The organism is Chloroflexota bacterium (genome assembly GCA_014360825.1).
In the GTDB taxonomy this organism is placed as follows: domain Bacteria; phylum Chloroflexota; class Anaerolineae; order UBA2200; family JACIWT01; genus JACIWT01.
In genome coordinates this window covers 1-19,718 of sequence record JACIWT010000019.1, presented here as the reverse complement: position 1 = coordinate 19,718, position 19,718 = coordinate 1, and the positions used below count along the sequence as shown (strand labels likewise).

General features: G+C 58.4%; 17 protein-coding genes and 1 other RNA gene. 6 read left to right on the top strand and 12 right to left on the bottom strand.

The genetic code is table 11. The features are described 5' to 3' along the window. Nucleotides 1–3 precede the first annotated feature (3 nt). The 4 genes from H5T64_10990 to mgtA all read right to left on the bottom strand — a co-directional run bounded on the left by H5T64_10990 (nt 4) and on the right by mgtA (nt 5,961). Entirely contained in the window at nt 4–1,155 is a 1,152-nt protein-coding gene (locus H5T64_10990) for a hypothetical protein (protein MBC7264862.1), read from the bottom strand. Nucleotides 1,156–1,158: 3 nt separating this feature from the next. Further along, complete coding sequence (locus H5T64_10985) at nt 1,159–2,376, bottom strand: MFS transporter (GenBank protein ID MBC7264861.1); 1,218 nt, start codon at nt 2,374–2,376, stop codon at nt 1,159–1,161. 56 nt (nt 2,377–2,432) lie between these two features. Continuing rightward, nucleotides 2,433–3,326 (bottom strand): DNA polymerase domain-containing protein, encoded by an 894-nt coding sequence (locus tag H5T64_10980; protein ID MBC7264860.1) that lies wholly within the window; start codon nt 3,324–3,326, stop codon nt 2,433–2,435. 85 nt (nt 3,327–3,411) lie between these two features. Continuing rightward, complete coding sequence (gene mgtA / locus H5T64_10975; protein MBC7264859.1) at nt 3,412–5,961, bottom strand: magnesium-translocating P-type ATPase; 2,550 nt, start codon at nt 5,959–5,961, stop codon at nt 3,412–3,414. 136 nt (nt 5,962–6,097) lie between these two features. On the opposite strand from mgtA, the gene ssrS reads away from it, so the two are divergent. Beyond that, a non-coding RNA gene (ssrS, locus tag H5T64_10970) (6S RNA) lies at nt 6,098–6,275 on the top strand. Nucleotides 6,276–6,440: 165 nt separating this feature from the next. Here the strand turns inward: ssrS and H5T64_10965 are convergent. Continuing rightward, nucleotides 6,441–7,199 carry an HAD family hydrolase gene (locus H5T64_10965; GenBank protein MBC7264858.1) on the bottom strand — a complete coding sequence of 253 codons (759 nt, stop codon included), beginning with the start codon at nt 7,197–7,199 and terminating at the stop codon, nt 6,441–6,443. Between the two features lie 165 nt (nt 7,200–7,364). Here H5T64_10965 and H5T64_10960 point away from each other — a divergent pair, with 165 nt between their 5' ends. The 5 genes from H5T64_10960 to H5T64_10940 all read left to right on the top strand — a co-directional run bounded on the left by H5T64_10960 (nt 7,365) and on the right by H5T64_10940 (nt 13,276). Then, a complete protein-coding gene (locus tag H5T64_10960) occupies nt 7,365–8,483 on the top strand; it encodes a site-2 protease family protein (protein MBC7264857.1) in 1,119 nt (372 codons plus the stop codon). A 55-nt stretch (nt 8,484–8,538) separates the two neighbouring features. Then, on the top strand, nt 8,539–9,075 hold the full coding sequence (locus tag H5T64_10955) for a nitroreductase family protein (protein ID MBC7264856.1): 537 nt from the start codon (nt 8,539–8,541) through the stop codon (nt 9,073–9,075). A gap of 99 nt (nt 9,076–9,174) precedes the next feature. Beyond that, nucleotides 9,175–9,720 carry a ferritin family protein gene (locus tag H5T64_10950; GenBank protein MBC7264855.1) on the top strand — a complete coding sequence of 182 codons (546 nt, stop codon included), beginning with the start codon at nt 9,175–9,177 and terminating at the stop codon, nt 9,718–9,720. Nucleotides 9,721–9,724: 4 nt separating this feature from the next. Next, nucleotides 9,725–10,435, top strand: coding sequence for a DUF554 domain-containing protein (locus H5T64_10945; protein MBC7264854.1), 711 nt, complete (start codon nt 9,725–9,727; stop codon nt 10,433–10,435). A 156-nt stretch (nt 10,436–10,591) separates the two neighbouring features. Then, nucleotides 10,592–13,276, top strand: a complete 2,685-nt coding sequence (locus tag H5T64_10940) for a GAF domain-containing protein (GenBank protein ID MBC7264853.1) — start codon at nt 10,592–10,594, stop codon at nt 13,274–13,276. Between the two features lie 76 nt (nt 13,277–13,352). Here the strand turns inward: H5T64_10940 and H5T64_10935 are convergent, their stop codons facing one another. From H5T64_10935 to H5T64_10905, 7 genes are all read right to left on the bottom strand, one after another. After that, a complete protein-coding gene (locus H5T64_10935) occupies nt 13,353–13,748 on the bottom strand; it encodes a LysM peptidoglycan-binding domain-containing protein (GenBank protein MBC7264852.1) in 396 nt (131 codons plus the stop codon). 62 nt (nt 13,749–13,810) lie between these two features. After that, a complete protein-coding gene (locus H5T64_10930; GenBank protein ID MBC7264851.1) occupies nt 13,811–14,332 on the bottom strand; it encodes a LysM peptidoglycan-binding domain-containing protein in 522 nt (173 codons plus the stop codon). Nucleotides 14,333–14,770: 438 nt separating this feature from the next. Further along, complete coding sequence (locus H5T64_10925) at nt 14,771–15,226, bottom strand: hypothetical protein (GenBank protein MBC7264850.1); 456 nt, start codon at nt 15,224–15,226, stop codon at nt 14,771–14,773. A gap of 73 nt (nt 15,227–15,299) precedes the next feature. After that, nucleotides 15,300–17,519, bottom strand: a complete 2,220-nt coding sequence (locus H5T64_10920) for a VWA domain-containing protein (protein MBC7264849.1) — start codon at nt 17,517–17,519, stop codon at nt 15,300–15,302. A 227-nt stretch (nt 17,520–17,746) separates the two neighbouring features. Next, on the bottom strand, nt 17,747–18,028 hold the full coding sequence (locus H5T64_10915; GenBank protein ID MBC7264848.1) for an AbrB/MazE/SpoVT family DNA-binding domain-containing protein: 282 nt from the start codon (nt 18,026–18,028) through the stop codon (nt 17,747–17,749). Between the two features lie 16 nt (nt 18,029–18,044). Next, entirely contained in the window at nt 18,045–18,725 is a 681-nt protein-coding gene (locus H5T64_10910; GenBank protein ID MBC7264847.1) for a hypothetical protein, read from the bottom strand. 41 nt (nt 18,726–18,766) lie between these two features. After that, the gene (locus tag H5T64_10905; protein ID MBC7264846.1) at nt 18,767–19,288 is read right to left on the bottom strand and encodes an NYN domain-containing protein; all 522 of its coding nucleotides are present in this window, start codon (nt 19,286–19,288) and stop codon (nt 18,767–18,769) included. Nucleotides 19,289–19,718 lie beyond the last annotated feature (430 nt).

Sequence of the window (19,718 nt, the reverse complement as noted above, 5' to 3'; positions counted from 1 at the left end):
TGGTTACCCCCTCACTAGCCCCGCGATCTCCTCGACGATCTGGTACGTGGCCTGGGGCCGACCTAACTGGCGTGCCCTTTCCGCCACCTGCTCCAGAACCGCACGCTGCGGACCGAACCAGCCACTGACCACCTCGGCGATCTGCCAGGGATCTTCGACGTAGACGCCGATCCCATGTTTGAGGACGTAGGGCACGTTGCCCGATTCCTGCCCCGGGATGTAGCCGCTGAGGAGGATCGGCAGCCCCAATGCGCAGGCTTCCGCAATGGTGCCGGGGCCTGCCTTGGTGATAATGCAATCGCAGGCCGCCATCCAATCCCAGATATTCTCCACAAAGCCCTGCACGATGGCCGGGACGGGCCAATCGTGGGCCTCTAACTCCTCCTGGAGCCTCTGGTTGCGGCCGCAGATCACTACCAATTGGCCGGGCGAACGTTCCTCCTCTCGACCATCGGCGGCCAGACGTGCCGCCACCGCCCGGGCGATTTCGCCCACTGGCCCCATTCCCTCGCCACCGCTGACGATCAACGCCGTCGGCACATCGGGCAACATACCCAACTCCTGCCGCAATAGAGGTTTGGGGCGCGGCCTCCGGGCGAACGCCGGACGGATGGGCAAGCCATATTGGCGCAATTGCTCCGGCCGCAACCCCGCCTGCTGGGCCAAACGATATCCCTCCTCACTGGGCACGAAACAGAGGGTGGCGCTTTCGTCAAACCACACCGGTGGGATGGTAATCAGATCGGTTACCACGGTAACGAAAGGGATGTCTCGTTTCATCCGAGACAACACCTGCAGGGGGATCTCCTGCATCAAGGGGTGGACGGAGATGATCAAGTCAGGGTTGTATTGGCGGATAGCCCGGCTGACAAAAGTCTGCAAGAACTTCGCTGCCGCCTTCATCACCGGCTCGGTCACCTGCGGCTTTTCGCCGACCTCGTAGATGAATTTGTAAAGCCAGGGCACGTCGTCCACCAGGAAGCGATAGGTCTTGGGCATGTGTCTGAGTGGCAGGGGAGTGTGCTCGCTCCACAAATCCACCATATCTACCTCAAACTGGGCACCGTACCGCTCGTGGAAGACATCCCGCAACGCCTCTGCACTGGCACGATGGCCCCCACCCGTCTCGCTCATCAGAATGAGAATCTTTTTCATCTTTCACTCCCCGGTAGAGTCCACAGTGGCTTTCGCTGCCCGGAGCGAGCCTTTGCCCAACAACACCAAGACCCAAACAGCCCCGGCAAACAACACGATCCCGTTGAGATAGAAGGGCGTTGCGGGTCCCGCCGCATCATACAACCACCCGCCCAATAGAGGGCCCAAGGTAGCCCCCAGGCTGGTAGCAAAGGTGTAGAGTCCGTAACCCACGCCTCGCACAGTGCTGCCAGTGAGGTCGGCGACCAGAGCCTCTTGGGCAGGGGCAGCCATAGTCAATCCCAGGGCCTCTAACGCCCACATCACAATGAGCCAGCCAATGTGCGACAACCCCGGTAGCAGCAGGGAAACGATCCCCGATCCGACCAGTCCCGCCGCCATCAGCGGCGTGCGACCGAAACGGTCGCTGAGTTGGCCTAGGCGCGAGGGCAAGAAACTGTAAACGAGCGCGGCGGGTATGAAAGCCAACGCCAGCATGCCCACTTCGGCGGTGAATTTGTCCTGCAGGAAGATCAATACCAAGGGACTGACCATGGCCGTGGATGCACCAGTAACGAAGACGATGACCATCAACCTGAACAAGAGTCCGGATATGGCTCTCCTACCCTCCGTTTGAGGAGAGTGAACGGGCTGCGTCTCAGGGACGCGTTTCCACGCCAACCACGCCCCGAAAGCAGCCAACAGCGCATAAGCGAGGAACAACACCCGCCAACCAGTGCTCAGTGGCAGCCAGGCCAAGAGAGCGAAGCCGGCAAGTGCTCCGTAGAGCGAGCCACGAGCAGAAGCCTCATCCACGCGCCCCACCGCCCCACCGCGCCCTTCCGGAGAGGCCAAATCGGTGGCAATCGTATAAGCAGAAATCCACATCAGCGCCGACGCTACACCCTGCATCAGTCGGGCCAAGTAGAGTCCAGCCACACTATCGGCGATGGAGAATAACCCCATGGCGACGGCGTAGCACACCAAAGCGGCGACAAAGAAAGTCCTGCGCCCGAAGCGATCGAGTGCCCAACCGACCACGGGTCGGATGAGAACCGTCATGAGCGCGAAGACGGAGTACAGGCCGCCGATCTCCAGCGCACTGGCGCCCAACCGCCGACCGTAGATGGGTAGCAGAAACGAGAGAATGCCGAAAGCCGACGACCCTAACAAGACTGGCCAGAACAGCGCAGAACCATCTTTGGCCAGTATCCCTTTCGTGTTCTGAGATCGTTCCGTCATGACAGATTCACCTCCCTGTGTAATGATCAATCGGGAACAGACCCCGTGCCCCGCTCTCAGTGCAGCACTTGCCCGCCCTGCAACACCGGCGCGAACAAGTCGCCCACCTGTTGCAAACGCTGGGGCAGCACCCGCAGCGTCAGATCAGAGGGGCGCACCTGGCCAGCCTCTACCTCCTCCCAGGTCAAGGGGGTCGAGACTGGAGCGCCGGGCCGGGCACGCAGGGTATAGGGGGCAGCGGTGTTGCGACCAACGCTATTCTGAGCGTGATCGATGGTGACTTGGCGGCCCTGGTGTGTGGGCCCGTGAGCCACCGCGATGAGGTCGGGATAAGTGGCCGATAGTTGCTCCGCCATATCCCTGACCCACGCCCGCACCGCCTCGTACGTGTGCCCCGGCGCTAAAGGCAGATAAACGTGCACCCCTCGTCCACCGCTGGTCTTCGGGTAACTCCGCAGCCCTAACCGGTCTAAGGCATCGCGCAGCCGCAGCGACGCCTGTAGGACCTCCACAAAACCGGCCTCGTCGCCCGGGTCCAGGTCAAAGACCACCATATCGGGTTCCGCCAAGTCCGGCGCCCGGGAGCACCATAGGTGGAACTCAATACTGCCCTCGTTTGCCAGCCACACCAGCCCTGCCACATCATCTATCAACGGCAGTTGGATGACGCGATTCGCCGTCTCTGGCTGGTAGTCCACGCTCCTTAGCCAGGTTGGGGCGTGCTCCGGCAAATCCCGCCGATAATAGGAAAACCCATGGATGCCGTCGGGGAAAACTCGCAAGGTAACCGGTCGTTCCTTGAGATATGGTAATAGTGTGGGCGCAATGATCTGGTAATAGCGCAGCATGTCCTCTTTGGTCAAGCCATCCTCCGGCCAGAAGACCTTGCTGAGGTTGGAGACACTAACGGATCGTTCTCCAATCTCCCAGGTGTTGATTGTTACCGCCACCGCCGTGCCTCCTTCACCACACCCGATGCGTGATACGTGATGCGTGAAACATAAACATCACGTATCACGCATCACGCATCACGCATCACGTTTCACGCCTGTAAAACCACTTCTTCGCCAACTCCGACGCAAACATATACAACACCGTGATCCCCAATAGTGCCAACATCACCGGTATCGGCAATGGCGTGAACCCCAGGAATCCTGCAAACGGCAGATATGGGATCAACACTGTAATGCCTGCAACGAGCAGGGTGCTGATCAACAAATACTTGCCCGGCCTGCTCTGGAAGAATGGCCTGCGGGAACGGACCACCAGGGCGATGAACAACTCGGTCATCAGCGACTCCACAAACCAGCCAGTTCGGAATTGCTCTGGCGTGGCGCGGAGGAGGAACAGGAGCATACCGAAAGTGAGGTAATCGAACACCGAACTCACCAGGCCGAAGATGACCATGAAATCGCGGATGAAGCGGATGTCCCAGCGGCGTGGCCTTTCCACCAACTCGTGGTCCACGCTGTCGGTGGCGATGGTCATAGCCGGGAAATCGGAGAGGAAGTTGTTGAGCAGGATTTGCTTGGCCAGCAGGGGCAAGAATGGCAAGAAAAGGGAGGCTCCTGCCATGCTGAACATATTGCCGAAGTTGGCGCTGGTGGTAGTAAACACGTACTTGAGGCTATTGGCAAAGGTGGTGCGCCCCAGCACGATGCCACGACGCAAATCCTCCAGGTCCGGTTCCAGTAAAACCAGGTCGGCCGCCTCCTTGGCCACATCCACTGCCTTATCCACCGAAATACCCACATCGGCTGCGTGAAGGGCCGGCGCGTCGTTGATCCCGTCGCCCATATAACCGACCACGTGCCCCATCTTCTGCAGGGCCAGGATGATGCGCTCTTTGTCGTTGGGGTCCGTCTCCACGAACAAATCCGTGCGCTCGGCAACCTGCAACAGTGCCTCATCGCCCAGCGCATCCAGTTCCCGACCCGTCAGCACACCAGTTACCTTCATGCCCACGGCTTCCGCCGTGTGCACCGCCACCAGCCGGTTATCTCCGGTGATGATCTTCACCTGCACGCCCAGTTCAGCCAGATCAGCCAGGGCCTTCTGTGCATCTGGCTTGGGTGGATCAAAGAAGAGCAAAAAGCCAGCGAACGTCAGGTCGCGCTCGTCCTCACGGGTGTAGATGGGCTGTGTCGGCACCTCCTTCGCCGCCACGCCCAGCACGCGGTAGCCCTGCCCGCTCCATTCGGCGTAGCGCTGTTGGATCTGCGCCAGGCGTTCATCATCTAATGGCACAGCATCCCCGCCATCTCGCACCTGCGTGCACACTGCCAGAACATTGTCCAACGCCCCTTTGGTGATCATCAGGGGCTGGCCCGGGGCATTCACAAGGGATGCCCCTACTACCACACTCAGCCGCTTGCGCACGAAATCGTAGGGGATCTCATCCACCTTGCTGTAGGGCGAGACGATATCTTGCCCCACCCCCTTGGCGGTGATGGCCTCATCCAGCGGGTTCGACAATCCGGTCTGGAAGTGTGCATTGAGGTAGGCATAGAGGAAAACTTCGTCCGATGGCCGCCCGTGCGCGTCCAGCGCCCCGTCGAGTTGCACTATGCCTTCGGTCAGCGTGCCCGTCTTGTCGGTGCACAGGATATCCATGCTGCCGAAGTTCTCCAGAGAGGCCAGGCGGCGCACGATGACGCCTTCCTCCGCCATCTTCTGCGCTCCATGGGATAGGGTGATGCTAATAATGGCGGGCAAAAGTTCCGGTGCCAGCCCTACGGCCAAAGCAACGGCGAAAAGTAGCGAATCCACAACCGGCTTCTCGAAGAAAACGTTGACCGCAAAGACGACGAGCACTAAGACCAGCATCACTTGGGTGAGCAGATAGCCGAAATGGCGGATGCCGCGTTCGAACTCGGTCTCCGGTGGGCGTAATTCCAGGCGCTCGGCGATCTGACCGTATGCGGTAGCCGTCCCAGTTTGCACGATCAAGACCCGGGCACTGCCGCTGCGCACGTTGGTGCCCATAAAGACGCAATTGGTGCGCTCTGCCAGGCTGGCCCGCGCCTCGACCAGCCCGGGCTTCTTTTCGACCGGGAAGGTCTCACCGGTCAGCACCGCTTGGTTGACGAAAAAATCCCTCGCTTCTAACACCACGCCATCAGCGGGCACCAGGCTGCCCGCCGAGAGCAACACCACGTCGCCGGGCACCACTTCTTCCGCGGGGATCACCTGTGGCTGGCCATCGCGCAACACGGTGGACTTGATTGCCACTCGGGCGCGGAGTTTCTCCATCGCCGCGCTCGCGCCGTACTCCTGGATGAAACCGAGCGCCGCGCTGCCCACGACAATGGCCAGGACGATGGTGGCATCCACCCATTCCTGCAAGACCGCCGATACCCCGGCCGCGAAGACCAGGATGAGAACCAGCGGACTCTTGAATTGGTCGAGGAGAAGCCGCAGTGCCGTTACCTTCTCCCTGGCTTCCAGCACGTTGGCGCCGAACTCCTCCAGGCGCTGCCTGGCCTCATCTGTAGTCAGCCCGTTGACTGTGCTGCGCAGCGTGGCCAGCAGGCTATCGGATGGCTGGCTCCAGTATTGGGTGGGTGTGGTGATAGGATCGGTCATGTTTCTTCCTCGGAGGTGTTTGATTGTATTTTGAGGCGAGATTGCCCTGCTGTCAACTACGGCTCAGGCCCGTCCGGATAGAGAGGCCAGACTAGCGAATTTGCACTTTTCCGATAACTGTGCTATATTATGGGTGCGTCTGCTGCTGTGTTCGTGATGCACGCATAAAGTTCTGAGCCAACACCTACTTTCATGGGGTCAATCTCTGGAGGGGCTGTTGTAACCCCTGCGGGGGTGAAGCAAAACCGACCAGGTAGACGCCCACCTGCGAAAGCAGGTTCAGAACCCGACAGCACACGGCACGGCGGGGACGCATTCTCTTGCACGAAAGCCACGGGGTATGAGAGTCGTCACTGCACCCCGTGGTTTCTTTTCCCCTCCTGCCCCCTGCCTCCTGCTTCCTGCCCCCTGCCCCTTGCTTCCTGCCCCTTGCCCCCTGCCTCTTGTCTCCTGCTTCCTGCTTCTTGCCCCCTGCCCCTTCACACCTCTATGTCCGCGATCGAATCGACGATCCGCGAGGGCAGATAAGGAAAGCGATCCACCTCCTCACGACGCGTGACACCGGTCAACACCAAGATCGTCTCCATACCGCTCTCGATGCCCGCCACAATGTCGGTGTCCATCCGGTCACCGACGATGACGGCGTTCTCGGAGTGCTCGCCCAGGTAACGCAGCGCACTGCGCATCATCAGCGGGTTGGGTTTGCCCACGAAATACGGCTTGACGCCGGTAGCCTTGCGGATCAACGCGGCCAAAGCCCCCGTGGTCGGGACAATTCCCCCCTCCTCCACGCCCATGGGGTCCGGGTTCGTGGCGATGAAACGCGCACCCCCAGCCACCAAGCGCACGGCGGTGGTGATCTGCTGGATATCGTAGGAGAGGGTTTCGCCCAGCACCACATAATCCGGGTTTCGTGCAGTGATCACGTAACCTACCTGGTGCAGGGCCTCGATCAGCCCGGTCTCACCGACGACGAAAGCCGTGCCCCGGGGCCTTTGCTGGTGCAGAAAAGTAGCGGTGGCCATGGCCGAAGTGTAAATGTGCTCCACCGTAACTTCAATGCCCATAGAGTGCAAACGGTGCTGCAAATCCACCGGGGTGTAAATCGAATTGTTCGTCAGCACCAGAAACTTAGCACCCTTGTCCGCCAGCCGCCGGATAAACTCATCGGCGCCGGGGATGAGTTGATTCCCTCTGACCAGCACGCCATCCAAATCCAGAAGATACGCTTTCATCATCTGCCCTCCTGGTGAAGCATTATATCACCCCGACAGCGCAGCGGCAAGTGTAGTTCGCCAAACACTTTCGTGAAGCAGCGTTTTGCTAATGCCCGCAGTTCTGGTATACTATATTGCGTTCGCCAAAAAGAGCGAGCCTTTGTATGTTACGGAAAGGATAGTGAAATGTCTGGTTCGATTCGCATCGGCACGATTTTTGGCATCCCCATCAAGATCAACTACACGTGGTTGTTCATCTTCGCCCTATTGACCCTGTCGCTGGGCCTTTACTACTTCCCCCAGCGCTACTCGGATTGGCCCACCTGGCAATACTGGGCCGTTGCCCTCGCTACCACACTGCTTTTCTTCGCCTCCGTCCTGGTGCACGAGTTGATGCACAGCCTGATCTCCATCGCCCAGGGCGTGCCTGTGAGAGACATCACTCTTTTCATCTTCGGTGGCGTTTCCAGCCTGACCGAGGAGCCCCGCAGCGCCGGCAGTGAATTCATGATGGCTCTGGTGGGGCCGCTGTCCAGCATCGTCCTCGCTGCTATCTTCGGGCTCATCTGGTTGCTGTCGCGGCGCTTCGCCCCGCCCCTTGCGGCTATCTGTTTCTACTTAGCAGGCATCAACCTCAGCCTGGGCTTCTTCAACCTGATCCCCGGCTTCCCGCTGGACGGGGGGCGTGTGCTCCGCGCCATCCTGTGGGCAGCCACCGGCAATATCCGACAGGCCACTGCTGTGGCCACCCAAGTGGGCCGCCTCATCGCCGCACTGTTCATCGTCGGTGGCTTGGGCTTGGTATTCCTGGGGCAGGCCGCCAATGGGCTCTGGCTCGCTTTCATCGGCTGGTTCTTGGATAACGCCGCTCAGCAGAGTTATCGCCAGATGCTGCTCACCGAGATGTTGCGCGGCGTCTCGGCGCGAGATATTATGACCACCGAATGCGCCCAGGTCTATCCCGGCCTGCTGGTGGAGAGCCTGGTACACGATTACCTGCTGGCCCAAGGAAAGCGCTGCTTCGTCGTCATTCAGGACGGCAAGCTCTTGGGCATCGTTACGGTGCACAACGTCAAGACTGCCCCCCGAGACCGCTGGCCGATGTTGACGGTGCAGGATATTATGACCCCGCTGGCCCTGCTGAAACGGGTCGCGCCCCAAGATGAGGCCATTGACGTCCTGCGCAGGATGGATGAGGCCGACGTCAACCAGATGCCGGTCATTGAGGGCGACCGCCTGATCGGTCTGGTCGCTCGCGACCAAGTGCTACGCCTCATCCGAACACGGGCTGAACTGGGAATGTGAGACCCTTCCCGAGAACGCAATCCAGAAGATTCACTCAAATCAGAGGAGAAAGACAATGAACGAGACGTTGGAAACCATTCGCAAACGGCGTACCATCCGCAAATTCACCGCCGAGGATGTAACCGATGAGCAATTGGAGACCCTCCTGTTGGCGGGCTTCTACGCGCCGAACCGCCTGGACCTGCGCCCCCTGCACTATGTGGTGATCCGCGAGGCGGGCCTCAAGGAGAAATTGGCCAACGCTTTGCGCGTGCGGCCTTATATCCAACAGGCTCCGGTAGTGATCGCCGTAGTCGGCGACCCGAATATCTCACCCACTTGGCCTCTGGACGGCGCTGCGGCCATGGAGAATATGGCTATCGCGGCCACGGCGATGGGACTGGGCGCCGCCTGGGTGGGTGGACCGGGTAACACCATGTGGGATAGCGCCGTCCAAGTCCTGCGCGAGAGCGCCAGTCTGCCGCCACAGATGGAGGCAGTCGGGCTCTTATGCGTGGGACACCCCGACGAAGCGAAACCAGCGCACACCAAGGACGCGAAATACGACGGCTCGCGCGTCCACCTGGATCACTGGAACAACTTGCGCCCGTAGCGAATAGATACATCTGTGGGAGCCGTCTCCAGACAGCGACCCAACAATCGCAATCTGGAGATTGCTCCCACAGATGGATACGCGGAAAGGAACCATGACATGGAGCCCGAAGTTTGCCAGGCCGCTTTGAGCGCTCTGGAAAGGGCGATCGGCATTGAAGCCGAGGGCCGCCGCTTCTACTCTCAGGCACTGGCCCTCACTTCCGACGAGGGGGCACAGAGAGTCTTCAAAGCCCTGATCGCCGATGAAGAGTTGCACGAGCGGGTGCTGAAAGCCGAATATGAGGCCATCGCCAACGAAGGCGAGTGGATGCTCCTCGATGAAGCCAAAACCTGCGAGCCGCCCTCGGGAACCGAATTCATCTTCCCTGCCGGCAATGATGCTGTGGCCGCCCTATTGCGCCTGACCGATGGTGCGACCGACGAGGATGTTTTGGGCATCGCCATGGAGTTCGAGCAGCGCGGCTACGATCTATACAAGAAAGCAGCCCAGGAGACCGACGACCCCAAGGGCAAAGAGGTCTACGAATGGCTGGCCGAGGACGAGAACTCGCACTACTTGTTCCTCTCCAAGACCCAGGAATACTTGATCACCAAGGGCGCATGGTACTTCGACGAGATCGAAAGGCCCATGTTCGAGGGATAGACCCTTGACCGGCACCATCCTCAACGCCATCACGGTGATCATCGGCGGCACGCTCGGCACATTGCTGGGCTCGCGCCTGCCCGAGAATATGCGCCAGTCCGTATTGCACGGCCTGGGCCTGGTTACCCTTGTAGTGGGCATCGGCATGACCAGGGAGACGCAGAACATCCTCATCGTGATGTTCAGTGTGCTTCTGGGCGCTATCCTGGGGGAATGGTGGCGTATTGAGGAGCGCCTGAATGCTCTGGGCGACGCCATCAAAGCCCGAGTGGCGATGGGAACGGGCGGCACGAGCACTTTCACCGAGGGCTTTGTCGTGGCCAGCCTGGTCTTCTGCGTCGGGCCGATGACCATCCTGGGCTCGATCCAGGATGGCCTCACTGGCGACTACCATCTGCTGGCCATCAAATCCGTGCTGGACGGCTTCGCCGCCTTGGCCTTCTCCTCGTCGCTGGGGGTGGGGGTGGTCTTCGCGGCGGTTACGGTGCTGGTCTACCAGGGTAGCCTGAGCCTGCTGGCTGGGCTGGCCCAGACCGCGCTCACCCAGCCTATGATCGCCGAGATGACCGCCACCGGCGGCGTGCTCATCATGGGCATCGGCCTGCTCCTGCTGGACATCAAGCGGCTGCGCCTCTCCAACTTCCTGCCTGCCATCTTCATCGCCCCGCTACTGGTAGCACTCCTGAACGCGCTGGGTATTCCGGTGACTTTCTGACCCTTCCATCTGGCTTTTCATTGCTCTGGTGCCAATTTCCCCGACATTGACAGCGGCAAAATTCTGTGGTATAAGTATAGTGTACACCTGGTAACCAGGAATAGAGGTCATCTATTCCCCGCCTTGGCAGATCTCCGCCCCCTTGGGAGAGCCGAAATGAAAGACGTGAGTGAGACCGACGCCCGACCAACGGGGGACCTGGAGCACCCCTTCTCCAGCCCATCTCCATTAGGAGACGCAGTCAGCGAGCCCAAGTGCACAGAAGAGACACTGCGTCGTCAAGTGGAAGAACTGGCTACCCTGCAGGCCATTGTCCTCGATATCGCCGCCCCGCATGATTTGCCCACCCTGCTCCAGACTATCGTCGAACGAGCCACCCGGCTGCTGGACGCTCCTGGCGGCGGCCTATATCTCTGTGACCCCGAGCGGCAAGAGGTTCGCTGCGTGGTGAGTTACAACACTCCCCACGATTACACCGGCGTAGTGCTCAAATACGGCGAAGGCGCGGCCGGCGTCGTCGCCCAGACCGGACAACCCCTGATCATTGATGATTATCGCATCTGGCCCGGCCGAGCCCCTACCTACGAGCAGGACCAGCCCTTCACCGCCGTCCTCAGCGCACCGATGCTCTGGCAAGGACAAGTGATCGGGGTGATTCACGTCCTGCACAATGTGGAAACGCGCCGTTTCACGCCGAAGGACCTGCAGTTGCTCACCCTTCTCGCCAACCATGCCGCGATCGCGGTGGCAAACACCCGTTTGTACGAGGAAACACGCCGTAGGGTGCAGGAATTAGAGTCGCTTTACCAAACCAGCACGAGCGTAGTCGGCAACCTGAAGTTGGAGGAAACCCTGCAGCGGATTATAGATGCTGCCGTCCATGCCGTCCCTGCGGCACAAAAAGGCTCCTTGCATTTGTTGGATGAGCAGCGCAACGTGCTGGTGATGAGAGCCGGCCATGGCTTCAGCCGCGAGGTGATGGAGGCGGCCACTTTCCGGGTAGGCGAAGGTTACACCGGGTGGGTTTTCGCTCACAATCAACCCCTTATCCTGGCCAACGTCAAAACCGACCCCAGAACGAAGGTGATCGAACTGCCCGAGGTGGAGGAGGAGAAGTCGGCCATCTGTGTCCCGCTGGTGGTGAAGGGAAAAACCATTGGTACCATCACCTTGGACAGCGTCGCTTCTTACAATGCCTTCAACGAAGACGATTTGCGCGTTCTCTCGGCCTTTGCCACGCAGGCAGCGATCGCCTTTGAGAATGCCAGGCTCTACGAGGTGGCGCAGAGGGAATTGGCGGAACGCAAGAGAGCAGAGGAGAGGCTTCGCCAAAGCCAACAATTGCTCGAAAGGACGCTCCACAGCCTGGAAGACGCAGTTTTCATCATGGACGCCAAGACCACACAGATCTTGGACTGTAACCACGCTGCCTCACGGATTTTCGGTTACAATCGAGAGGAGATGTTAGGAAGGACAACCGCGTTCCTACACGTGAACCGGGCCGCGTTAGAGCAGTTCCGACGGCATCTTTTCTCCGCTGTGGAAAAGCGCGGTTTCTTACATCTCTTCGAATTCCAGATGAAACGCAAGGACGGGACGATCTTCCCAACCGAGCACAGCGTCACGCCTCTGGAAGATGAGCAAGGAAACCGTACAGGCTGGGTGAGTGTGGTGCGCGACATCACCGAACACAAACGCCTCGAGGAGCAGTTGCGCTATTCCCAGAGAATGGAAACCGTCGGTCGTCTGGCCGGCGGCGTAGCCCACGAATTCAACAATCTGCTCATGGCCATTACCGGCTACGCTTCGCTAGCCATAGATACGCTGCGGCTCGACGACCCAGTACGCGAAGATCTGGAGCAAATCGTGAAAATCGCCGAACAGGGGGCTAATCTCACCCGCCAACTGCTAGCCCTGGGCCGCCGCCAAATCATCGCCCCGCGGGTGATCAACCTCAATGACCTTATCCTCAACATGGATAAGATGTTGCGCCGTCTGCTCGGCGACGATATCGAATTGGTCACCGTTCCCGCGCCTGACTTGGGCCTGGTCAAAGTGGACCCCGGTCAAATCGAGCAAGCCCTCATCAACCTGGTCGTGAACGCCCGCGACGCCATGCCCCGGGGCGGCAAACTCACCATCGAGACCGCCAATGTGACGCTGGATGAAGATTATGTGCGCCAGCACGTGGGCACCGTCCCTGGCGATTTCGTCCTGCTGGCCGTCAGCGACACCGGCGTGGGTATGACCGAAGAAGTCAAAGAGCATCTTTTCGAGCCCTTCTTCACCACCAAGGAGATCGGCCAGGGCACTGGATTAGGCCTTTCGACTGTATACGGCATTGTCAAGCAGCACGAGGGCTACATCTGGGTATATAGTGAACCGGGCCAGGGCACCACATTCAAGATCTACCTGCCTCGAGTCCGCGAAAAGCCAGAAAGGCTGCCCCGACAGGACGAAGAAGGTTACCTGCCACGTGGTACAGAGACGGTGCTTGTGGTAGAAGATGACCCGGCGGTCCGAGAGGTGATGGTCCGCATCCTGCGTGAGCAAGGTTACACCGTGCTGGAGGCAGCCAGTGCCGACGAGGCTCTGCAGATAGCCGCCCGCGCAGAGGGTATCCAACTTCTGCTGACCGACGTGGTGATGCCAAAGATGAGCGGCAAAGCGCTGGCCGAACGGCTCCGAGTCATCTACCCTAACCTCAAGGTGCTCTATGTCTCAGGCTACAGCGACAACGCCATCGCCCATCATGGCATCTTCGAGAAAGGCATCGCCTTTCTGCAGAAGCCGTTCACCATTGCCGCACTGGCGCGCAAAGTGCGCGAGGTGCTGGGATAAGACCTGACGAAAAACACCCACCGCAAAACCCGGCGGGTGTTTTTCGCTTTTGTTGGTCTATCGCCCCAGTGGGCCCTCAGTTATACCAGGTATACCAGGGCCAACTCCAAGCGCCCCAACCATACCCGTAGTATGGCCAGTACCAGTAGGGTGGATAGTACCACGGCGGCGGATAATACGGCCCTGGCGGCGTTGGCGGCGGGGCTGACCTATAGGCTGACCACCCAAGGCACTGGTCGCCGATCCACAGCCACTGCCCCACCCGAATATAGTTGGGGTTGGCCAGCCCATTCACCTGGGCGATGCACCACGGATTCGCCCCGTACAGGCGGCCTATGGCAAACAGCGTTTGCCCAGCCGTCACACAATGCCAGACCCCACCCTGCGCGCTCGCCACAGTCGCCCCCAAGAACAACTGGAGCACCAACACGACCAGCGCCAGGGCCACCAGCCTCTTCCATAAGTACCTCATCTTCTCCTTACCCTTCCTTTCTGATCCTAGAAAACCATTCCTGAGCAAGGGCGGTCGCTCGATCACGGAATCCATAACCGCTGTCCAACGTAGATGAAGTTCACGTTCCAGATGCCATTGGCCTGGGCGATAGCCCAGATGCTGCGGCCGAAGCGCCAGGCGATGCTACTCAGTGTATCGCCGCGCTGCACAGTGTACCAAAATGGCGGATACGACGGCGGCACCGCTGGCCATACACCCGGATACGGGATGAGCAACACCTGACCTGCTTGGATGCGGTTCACATTCCAGATACCGTTGGCCCGGGCGATCTCCCACATCGAGACACCATAGCGCCAGGCAATGCCGCTCAGGGTCTCACCCCATTGGACGGTGTGGTAGGTTGGGTAGGTTGGCGGGGCCGGTGGCGGGACATAGGGTGGGACCGGGGTAGGAGGCGGCGGCGCAGGCGTAGTGGGAGGCGGGAGCGGCGTAAACGGCGGCGGGCAGTAGGGCGGGCAGGGCGGCGCAGCGAAAACGATCGTGCTCAGGGCCAGAGAAACCGCCAGTGCACCTATCACAATCGAAAGACGGCGGATGGGCATCTTCCACCTCCTGAGCCCACGCGGGCTATCTATCACTTATTATACATCAACTTGGCTCGAAAAGCAATTACCGAAAGCCGAATTCCTCTCATAGTTTAATGTCGTCCCGCGGTCCACTTAGTTACGCCCAAAAACCGCAAAGACACAGAATGGGCGTAAAAATTCACGCTTTACGTTTCTCGGCTTTCTGCGTCTCGGCGGTAGGACAAATTGACAATTTGTCCGACAATGGCGGAACGTGGGTTTGCGGTCGCCATCAATCCTTCCACCGCCTGCGACCATCTGTTACCATCGAGGGAAAACTGCCAGAGATTTGACAAATTTAAACTTTTGTGCTATAAAAATAATAGATTGGGTGGCTAGGCCGCTCCTATCCTTGACCGGACGGATGACTGCCTGGCAACAAGGCTCACCATGAAAGGGCCTCCCCAATCTTTTCTATTTCCTGATAAAGGGCCCCATAAAGTCATCTGGTGTTAGTATTTTATCGGCTCCGTCTTCGCCTCGGAAGACCGCCAAAGCCTTTTTGTGCACTCGAGATTTTTTACCAACGCGCCTGAAAGTGATATGATCGGCTGGGTATCGGGGATATTTCTTCCAAATCAAGTTGAGCAACATCAGTTTAATATCGTGCTCATGTCCCTCGTATTCGATGTCAATGGCAACAAATTTTAGCCGATCCAGACAGCCCTCAAGGAGATGATAGAGAGCCATAGCAAAGAAGGCCAGATAAACCCTCTTTCCCCGCCTTTTGGTGGACCGGAGTCGCCGAAGGATTTGTTGTTTGGCCTTCGCCGGAATGAGAATAGCATACTCCGCGTCACCTGAGAAGGCCAAGACAGTGTCCTGGTTCGTTTTCTCTATTTTGCCGCTTTGGTCCACCTGGAGATTCACAGTGCCATTTTAGCACTGTGCTTCCACCACTACAAACTCACTAACTGGATTTATCTCGCTTATTCTCTCGCCCTCATTCCTTTCTCATGTGCCCGAAGAGTATCTCCCAGATATAGCCGATGAATCCGTAGTCCTCCGGCGGCTCGATGCGCGGCGCTTTCGGCGTGACAGCCGGGCTGTCGGCGGCCCCGGAACGCGTGATACGGTACGCCTGCCCATCCAGCACGACGATCACTTCGGTTCCGACGGCGAAGTACACCCCCCAGCGCGGGTTCGCTCGCAGCAGGTCAAAGTAGAGATCGCTGCTAAAGACCACGGTGCGGGGCTTCATCCGGTCCGGATTGTAGGCGGTGTCCGTCCAGATGCCATCGCGCAGCACGAACGCCTTGTCGCGGACGTGCTTGACCTGTGCCGACTCGCTCTCGCCCCCTCCGACCACTTCGGCAGAACCCAGTTCAGCCTGCGCTTTGCTGGCTGCAACTGCATCGGGGCCGGCCGTGGGCGCTGGCGCGGCTGCGTATCCCTGGCCGATGAAAGCGCGGCCCTGATCGGTGAGGATGTCCTGGCGATCGTCAATCAGAAATGAGGTGTAGGGTGTCATGATGCCGTAGCGCACGCCCAGGCTCACGATCTGGTCAATTAACTCCTTCTCTGGGCCGTGGAGCCGGATCTCACGCAAGAGATAGCCGATCTTGCGCGTGGCCCACAGGCGGGGGATGAAGTCGTCGCCGCCGTTCTTGATGAAATAGGCTTCGTAGCGGTACTCCTTGATCTGATCGTTGAGGTTGCCGCGCAGGGTGATGGTCGCTGGGCCGCCCTGGCGGTAGCGTCCGGCTACCACCAACTGGCTGCCGGCAAAGAGATCGGGCAGCGGATACGGGTAGATGTCGTCCACTGTCACGCCATCCACGAGCAACTCGATATCCGAGAGCAGCGGCGCGCTCACTTTGGCGTAAAACGCCGACACCTCTTCTTCGATGCTCTGGCCCGGCTCCACATAGCCCGTCGCCCCGCGATGCTCGCTGGTGATGGTATCCAGTAGCCACGTGTTCACGTCGTAGCCCACGCCGAAGGCGTAGATGCGCACCGACTCCGGCGCCTCACGAGCCACGTCGGCGATGATCTGCTCCTCGTCGGTGATGCCGGCGGTGGGCAGGCCATCGGTGAGGAAGATGATGACCTGTGGGCGATCGCGGCTGGTCATGCGCAGGGTCTCCATAAAGGCGCGGTGGATGTTCGTGCCGCCCCCGGCCTCCAATTGGCGCACGAAGTCGCGGGCCTGGCGGGCCTCAGATGCTGGCCGTAGGCCCGGGGCATAGCGTGTCACACCGGTGTTGTAGGCAATGACGTTGAAGCGGTCGTCCTCATTGAGATGGTCGAGCACGAAGTACAAGGCTTCCTTGGCCTGCTCGATCTTTTCGCCCTCCATGCTGCCCGAAGTGTCCAACACCAGAAACACGTCCTTCGCCACCACCTGGCTCTCATCTACCTCGACACTGGGCGCAACCAGGAGCAGGAAAAAGCCATCCTCACCCTCATCTTTGTACGACAGCAGATTCAGCCCCAAGTCCTCTTCAGAGACTGTGTAATACAAAGTGAAATCTGTATCAGGCTTGATGTCGGTGGCCTCGAAACTCACTGTGGCGTGGTAGTCATCCTGACGCTCGATGGCCACGTTGTGGCTGGGCGAGTAGATGGACTTGATCGGCTCGCGGGATGTGATCTCCACGGTGATAGCCACATCCTCCAGAGGTTTGCTGGAGAAGCGCTCGGTGTTGAGAGGGTAGACATACTTGATGAGACCCTTGTTGGCGAGAAGCACCTGGCTGTAACGGAGTTGCACGCGCTTTTCGCCGTGGGGTTCGATGGGGAAGATAGTGGCGCGGAAAGCGTTGCGCCCGACGTATTCCAGCAGCGCCGGGTCGCGGCGGCTGCGCACGATGTCCTCGTAGATGCGGCGGGCTTCTTCGGCGCTCAGCATCTGGCCACTCAGCCGTTTGCCCTCCACGAACATGGCGAAATCGGAGATAGTGGCCTCCTCGGGCAGCGGGAAGATGTAGGTGCCTTCCAATTGGTAGGAGGATTCGTTCACGAATACCTGGTCCACCTCCGTCGTGGCCACCTGGTCGCGGATGACCACCGAGACCCGATGGTACTTGACGGCCAAGTCCACCGGCTCCACGACGTGGGGCGGTGGGATGGGGATGATGATACCGTCGGCATGGGCCACGTCCGCCACCATGGGGAAGACCAACAGAGCCACCAGGCCCGCAATCCACACTTTCGTTTTCATGGCGCATCCCTCCTGCGGTACTCACCCTTGAGACGCCGAGAGGAAGGAGTTTGTTCCCGCAGCGGTCGGGGCGGGTTTGAAACCCGCCTCGACCGTTGGTGAGAATGCTGACCACGAGAGTCACTTTGCCGCGTATCGCCTGGCGAATCAAGTCGCGAGCATGACCAGTGCCCGACATACTGGCCGCAAAGAGAATGCTGGCATCCATGAAAACCCTGATCATCCGATCACGCTTTCTCGATGTTGTATTCCTCTTTCAATATTCCCCCACGAATCTCGCGCCCTGATTCGATCAATTCATCCAGAGAGATTCCACGCTCCTTTAGTGCTTGCCCGATCCGATCCAAAGCCTCCACCGCCACGAGTTCCCGTGGGCTGATGAGCACGCCCTGCTCGGTCTCCACAAAGGCTATCAAATCGCCCTTCTTGAGCCTCCATTTGCGTCGAATAGAGGCTGGAATCGTTACCTGTCCTTTTTCCTGCACAACGGATATTTTGGCAACAGACATGTTTCGCCCTGTCAACCTACGGCACGGCAAACCAGATCACGTTTTCGGCCAATACATCAAGTTCGAAACGGATTCCTCCTATTTGAGCACCCGCAGGAACAATGAATGGTATCCATCCCTCATCCTCTCCCCCAGGATAGAGTGCCGCATCAAGATCGCCATTCATAACAACTATCGGTGTACCGATGAGATGGCGATTCGCATCAATTGCAAAATCTAACCAATTCAACCGTGTAGCATAATCCGACGGACCCGATAGGCACTTGACATGAAAACGAGCCACCAAGAACTCGTTCCCTTCCCCCGGGGAGCTTCGGAAAAATTCCTGTCCCGCATTCACGATATCATAGGCCGGCTGCCCACGCTTAACGTCCACCAATGTCAATTCCAATGTGTAGTTACCGCGTTTGACTGTGAGTGACTGCTGAAATGGTACCGGACGGCTTTTGCTCCCAACCACCGCAGGTCTGGGTGTGTTGGTTGCAACTGGCGTAGATGTGACAGTTGGAAGCGGCGTGAATGTCAGAGTCGGTGTCAATGAGGGATACAATGTATAAGTGGGATAAGGTGTATAAGTTGGTTCTCGGGTGAGTGTGGACAAGGGTGTATAGGTAGGATGGGGCGTTGGTTCTTGTTTTGCTCCACAGCCAGCCCCAAAGACAACTAACGCTAGCATGAGGCAAAGTCTCCATTTCATTGGCGCCCTCCCGTCAACCCTAATAGAATTGGCCCATCTTCTCAAAGAAAAATTGGCCCCATATAGTCTGAATCGAGAAGAATAAACCGATCACAGGCCTCTCGCAATCGTCGGGACTGTCCGGTGTGACAAAACGCATTCTCCACATGTTTTCCTAATGACTTTACGGCCTCTGCTACCCTAGCGAAATCTGCGTCACCACTCACGATAATTGCCGTATCATAGGCATTACGATAGGCCAGCTCCAACATATCTACTGCAAGTGAGACATCAACGCCCTTTTCCACCCAAGCGCCCGAATGCTTCTCCAGTCGCCCTAATTCCACTTGCAAATATGGCACCTTGCGCAAGCGGTCGAAAAACTTCTGCTGTTCATTGTATTTATCGGGATCACTAGTCTGGTCTCGGGGGGCATTGTAATAGTACGCCCGCATTAGTTTGCGACCAGCGCATAGCGTTTGGATGAACTTCTCGAAGTCAATCGCTGCTGTACCGTAATCCGCCTGGAGACTATGATAGAGATTGCTTCCATCAATGAATATGGCCACCCTTTCATTTGACACAGCGAGGCTCCTCAAAAGAAAACCTGGGGTTGGCGGCGCAACCCCAGGGAGTCTATACACCCACCGTTGCGTGCAACGATGGGGAGTCGATTACCTATAATATAGCACAATTGTTGTATTTTGTCAATTCTTCCCATTCTGTCCTTCCTAGCGTTTTTGACAAAATCCGCCTTCTATGCCGTCGCTATACACTGGTAGAACATGTGTTCTGCCACACCTCACCCGAAAGGAGACTTGCTGTGACCAGACGAAAGCACAAGTACCATCCCTTCTCCATATATCCATAATAACATGGAATCGGCAAATGCACGGTGTCCAGGACATACTATACAGTTTCTGGGGTATGGATATTCTCAATACGTACAGAAAGTATTAGAATTGGCCGGAGTGGATCTGAACACTTTAGAACCGGAGCGATATGGACGCTGGA